Raw genomic sequence first — 5,235 nt, forward strand, 5'->3', positions numbered from 1 at the left:
GCCAGCCGCAGGAAGCGGTAGGTTTCGGCCTTGAACGTCGAGACCGCCACGGTCCAAAGCCGCGCGCCCCGCCGCAGGCGCTTGCCGCCCTCGGTGGCGTCGACATAGGTCGGCCCGGAGACCGGGCTTGCCCGATTGAACCCCTCGACGCCCTTGACGGGCGCGACCTGTGCAAAGCCCTCCGCCCGCGCCCAGCCATAGACCGCCGGAGCCTCGTAGCCGGTGTCGATGGCAAGCCGCGCGATCTTCAGATGCGCGCCGCGCTCATGCGGCCAGGTACGGCTGAGCAATTCGGTCAGGTCGCCCCAGGCATCCTGCCGGTCGGGTCCGCCCTCGATCACCACGTGATCGACAAGCCAGCTTTCGAGCCCACGCCCCCAGGCCCAGACATCGACCTCGATGCGGTCTTTCTGCACGTCCGCCCCGGCGGTCAGGAACAATCCGCCCGCGGGAACGATGCCCGGATTCCAGCGTTCACGCCGGTCGTAAAGCAGCTGCCAATCGGGCGCCTCGCCGGTCTCGACCCATGTCTCGCCAAGGATCGTGTTGCGGAACGCCTTGATTGCCTCGTCCGACCCTTGGGCCGCCTCCCATGCCCGCACGATCCGCTCCCAGCTCAGCCAGCCGATGGGTGAATAGAGCGCCGAGAGGTGATAGCCGACGGTGTTCGGATCGGCCGCCGTGGCGGTCGGACGCCATTCGCCCGCTTGCAACATCGCCGTCTTGTGGTGTTCCGCGATGGGCACCTCGCAGGCCTCGCAACGGTAGTCCGCCGTTTCCGGCCGGCCCTTCTCCCAGCGTAGCCGCTCGAATTTCAGCCACTGCATCTGCCCGCAATACGGGCACGGCACGAAGTATCGCCGCTGGTCCGATGCCTCGAACTCGCGTTCGATCCGGGAGAGCCCCCGGATCGTCGGGGTCGAGACCAGGAACACCTTGCGCCGGTGGGCAAAGGTCAGCGACCGCGCCTCGGCCAGCGTCACCGGATCGCCTTCCTCGTCGGCCGACGCCGGATAGGCGTCGACCTCGTCGAGAAAGATGTAGCGCGCCGGGGTGGAGCGCAGCCCGACCGCCGAGTTCGCACCGGTCATGATCAGGATGCCGCCCGCGAATTCCTTGGACAGCATCGTGTTGCCAGCATCCCGCGAGCGTGCCGGTTTGACCCGCTCCCGCAGTTCCGGGCTCTCGTCGATCAGCGGGTCGATCCGCTGGCGGGAGTTCCGTTTCGCCAGTTCCACCGTCGGCTGGACAGCCAGCATCGGCCCCGGTGCCTGGTGGATCACGAAGCCGATCCAGTTGTTTCCGGCTTCGGTGTTGTGCGTCGGGATCCAGCCCCTCCCGCACAGGAACAGGTGGCTCGGCGAGTCCACCTCGATGCAGCGCACCGGCACGCTCGGCACCGGCCGGATCGCCACGATCCGCCGGCGGCGGCTCTTCCAGGGTCGCCCGCTCTCGATCGGGCGCATCCGCGCCCGTTTGCGCGAGAGCCGGAACATAGGTTCCTCGGCATAGGCGGTCCAGGAGACGCGCCAGTATTCCCCGGACGTTGTCGCACGGCCGTCTCGCCCGATGACCTTGCTGCGCGAACGCCCATGATAGATCGCGGGCTTGTACCCGAGCCCGCGCAGCAACTCGACCATCGCATCGACGAGGCCCCGGTCGGCGTTCGAGAACTCGCAGCGCTTGCCGTCCGGCGTGATCGTGCCGTCGGAATCCATCAGCCCGCGCACAAGCTCCAGCCGCTGGGCGCGGCTGGCCCGCATGTAGGGCAGCGGCACGTGCTTGTTGTCCAGCAGGTCGAGCTGCCGCAGTCGCGTCACGAAGCGCGAGCGGAAAGCACTCGAGAGCGACGCGCCATCCGCCCGCCGCATCCGGAGGGTCGGGTCGATCACGACATTGGCAACCCGGCCCTTGCGCCACTTCGGCAGCCGGAACTCGGCCTCGACGCCGCAGTCCCGCAGGTGTTCGACGATCTCGGCGTCCTCCTCGTGCACCGAGATGTGGTTCATGACCGACGAGCCGTCCCCGAGCCAGAGCCCCAGCACGTAGGGATGCAGGATCAGGTCCTGCTCCGGCATGTCGACCGGATCGCAGCAGTCGATGGCATAGCGGTGACGCCTGGCCCGGGCCCCGATCCTCACGCGCCCGGACATCTCCGCCGTGGTCAGCGTGCGCGCAACGGGACGGTCGTTCGTGAAGTCCCAGACCGGCCAGCGATGATCGCCATCCGCGACGATACGTTCGCCGTCGTCGAATGCGATCTCGAAACAGGGACGATCCTCGAACACCGGCGACAGGCCGGTGACCCGGCAGATGCGCCCGCCCTCGTCGTAGACCAGGTCGCCCACGGCGATCTCGCCCATGGTCGTCCATCCGCACGGAGTCGGTACGGGCGTATCGAGCGCAAGCGGCGCGCCGACCTGCGCGGCCTTCATGAACACGACCCTTTGCGTGGGATCGCCCGGCGAGAGCCGGTCCATGATTTCGCGCATGTAGGGCGTGCGCGCAGAGCGATACCGGCCCGGCTCCGCGGAGGCGCGCGAGCCCAGCCGCCGATGCCGATCCGCCCATTGCGAAACCGTCAGGTCGGGATCGGGACGGATGCCGCTGCGCCATGCCCGAAGAAGTCCCTCCGCTCCGTCGAAGTCGAGCGCATTCTCATCCGAGCCTCGGCCGGACATCGGCGAGGCTGTCGAGCTGGGCGCGGACATGGGTTTCGAGCAGTCTCTGGATCAACGCGGTCGTCACCGCTGGTTCTGAAATGCCGTTCGCGGCGGTCTCCGGGTCTTCGAGCGCCGCGACGAGTTCCGCCGCCATCTGCGCGGCCACCCGCGCCGGCCAGGTCACCCACGCGTCGCGTTCCTCGCGCGCGAGCCGGAACATCAGCGTCTCCGCCCTGGCGCGGTCGATCAGTTCACCCTTGAGTTTCTGCAGCCGGAGGCGGCGTTCTTGAGCCTTAAGCACTTCGTTGGCCGTCTTGGCCTGCAGGAACGTGGTGCCGCTGCCAACCGGCGGCGCAGCCATCCCCTGTTCCTTGAGCGTGTCGCCAACGGCGGACACCGCCGCTTCCGGAACGGGTTTCAGCTTCGCCTTTGGCGCTTTGCGGGTCTTCGATGGATCGGTTGCGTGCGCGCGCAGGGCATCGCTGGCCTCTGCGTCAATGCTGCCATCCCCGTGCAGCACCAGCCGTCCCGTCGCCTTGGCCTTCTGGATCGCACCGCGCGAAAGGCCGACACGGGCGGCGTATTGGCGCTCGCTCATACCCTCCATTGAGCGCTCCGATTATCATGCAAAATCATGTGCTTATGTAGTTGATATGCCTCCAAAGCAGAGCGAACCTGGTTCCACGAAAACGATGCAACTCAGCTACGGAGCCCGCCATGACCCGCCTGAACCCCCAGACCACACCCCGGCACGAACTCCGGGCCGAGAAGGCCCGGCGCAACCACGAGGCCGCTCTGGACGCCTTCATTGGCAAAAAGGCCGAAATCGACGAGATGCTCGCCCGCCTGCAGGCGCTCAGCGACGATCACTTCGGGTTCGACCCCGAAGCCGTCAACTGGGGAGCCGTCGGGTCGCTCGACCACGTCGCCAGCGACCTCAGGGAGATCACCGACTTCCTGTTCGGTGAGGGCGAATTCGCCGAGTGATCCCCGGCACAGCCGGAACTCCCGCCGCGCCGAGGCGCGGCTCGGGGTCGTAGAAGGTGCCGCATGACGCGGGCCCCGATGAAGGAGACCCCGGATGACCAAGCTTTCCGATACCCAACTCGTGATCCTCAGCGCCGCCGCGCAGCGCGAGGACCGGAATGTTCTGCCGCTGCCCGGCTCCCTGCGTGGTGGCGCCGCACAGAAAGTGATCGGTGCGCTCATGAAGCGCGGGCTCATCGCCGAGACCTTCACCGACAGCCAGACAAAGGCCGATCCCGCGCTCAACCGCATCTGGCGCAATGACGAGGACGGCTGCGCGATCCTGCTGCACATTACCAATGCGGGCCTCGCCGCCATCGGGATCGAGCCGGAAGGCGGCGACAGCGCGCCCACGTGCGCCGACGATGCGCTGAGTGCGGAGGACCCGCAGGACGACCCCGCCAAGGCCGATCCAGCGCCCAAGACGCGCGTGCCGCGCGCGGGCACCAAGCAGGCCCGGCTCATCGAGATGCTGCGCGCCGAGGGCGGCGCCACCATCGACGAGATCGCCACGGCCCTTCAGTGGAGGCCGCACACCGTGAGGGGTGCGATGGCCGGCGCGCTCAAGAAGAAGCTCGGCCTGACCATCACCTCCGAGGAAATCGAGGGGCGCGGCAGGGTGTACGCCATCCGCGACTGAGGCCATTCGAGCCAACCACCGCCGCCCAACCCCGGGCGGCGGATTTTCATTCCGCGTTTCTCACCCGGATCGCCTCGAACAGCCGGCGCAGGGCGAAGGAACGCGCGACGCTCACCACTGTGAACACCGCGCCCATCTTCAGGTTCTGCGCCAAACTCGTGTGCAGGTGGAACATCGGGAAGATCAGGATTTGCGTCAGCACGGCGACGCAGTATCCCACCACGACATTGGCGATGGCCTCGATCAACGACATGGTCCGGCTTTGTTTCATGCCATCTCCTTGTCTTTCGTGGTCATGCCCAACCGCTCGGCCTTCACCGCCGCGAAGGTCCGGCCGTCGCCGTCGAGGATCGCGTCGCGGCCAGTCTCTGCCTGCCAGCGCTCCACCGCCACGTCGACATAGGCGGGGCTGATCTCCATCGCGTAGACGCGGCGTCCGTTGGCCTCGCCCGCCATGATCTGCGAGCCGGAGCCAGAGAACGGCTCGTAGCAGAGGCCGCCGCGGGCGACGTGCTGGCGCATCGGGATCCCGAAAGCATCGAGAGGCTTCGGCGTCGGGTGGTCGGGACGCTCATCTTTCGCGAAGCTCGGCATCTCCCAGGTCGAGGGCAGCGTTTCCTCGGCGACCTTGGGCGGGCGGTGCGGCCGGCGCCAGCCCATGAAGCAGGGCTCGTGCTTCCATAGATAGTGCGACCGGGTCAGCACCCCGCGGTCCTTCACCCAGATGATCTGCTGGTGCACGAAGGCGCCCGCCCTTTCCCAGCAGGCTTCCAGCATCGCCTGGCGGCGCGAGGCGTGCCAGCAATACCACGCGGCATCCTCGGTGATCGCCTCGGCGACAGCCGCGGCGATGAAGTCGTCGTAGAGCTCCGCGCCCTGCGAACTGTCGTCCCAGGTGACGCCGTA

At 67.6% G+C, this 5,235-nt stretch carries 6 protein-coding genes; 2 read left to right on the forward strand and 4 right to left on the reverse strand.

The window, feature by feature from the left end; genetic code table 11:
- Positions 1–2,711 (reverse strand): terminase gpA endonuclease subunit (locus LV82_RS14625; RefSeq protein WP_211289224.1); only part of this gene is annotated, 2,711 nt, incomplete at its 3' end.
- A complete protein-coding gene (locus LV82_RS14630; RefSeq protein ID WP_104072940.1) occupies positions 2,659–3,270 on the reverse strand; it encodes a hypothetical protein in 612 nt (203 codons plus the stop codon). The genes LV82_RS14625 and LV82_RS14630, both read right to left, overlap by 53 nt.
- A gap of 110 nt (positions 3,271–3,380) precedes the next feature.
- Here LV82_RS14630 and LV82_RS14635 point away from each other — a divergent pair, with 110 nt between their 5' ends.
- Complete coding sequence (locus LV82_RS14635) at positions 3,381–3,650, forward strand: hypothetical protein (RefSeq protein ID WP_104072942.1); 270 nt, start codon at positions 3,381–3,383, stop codon at positions 3,648–3,650.
- Between the two features lie 94 nt (positions 3,651–3,744).
- Complete coding sequence (locus tag LV82_RS14640; protein WP_104072943.1) at positions 3,745–4,329, forward strand: DUF3489 domain-containing protein; 585 nt, start codon at positions 3,745–3,747, stop codon at positions 4,327–4,329.
- 46 nt (positions 4,330–4,375) lie between these two features.
- Here the strand turns inward: LV82_RS14640 and LV82_RS14645 are convergent, their stop codons facing one another.
- Both LV82_RS14645 and LV82_RS14650 read right to left on the reverse strand, forming a co-directional pair.
- Complete coding sequence (locus LV82_RS14645) at positions 4,376–4,600, reverse strand: DUF7220 family protein (protein ID WP_104072945.1); 225 nt, start codon at positions 4,598–4,600, stop codon at positions 4,376–4,378.
- Positions 4,597–5,235: DNA-methyltransferase (locus LV82_RS14650; protein WP_146065192.1), on the reverse strand; the 639-nt coding region annotated here is incomplete at its 5' end. The genes LV82_RS14645 and LV82_RS14650, both read right to left, overlap by 4 nt.

Source organism: Albidovulum inexpectatum (assembly GCF_002927635.1).
GTDB classification, from domain to species: domain Bacteria; phylum Pseudomonadota; class Alphaproteobacteria; order Rhodobacterales; family Rhodobacteraceae; genus Albidovulum; species Albidovulum inexpectatum.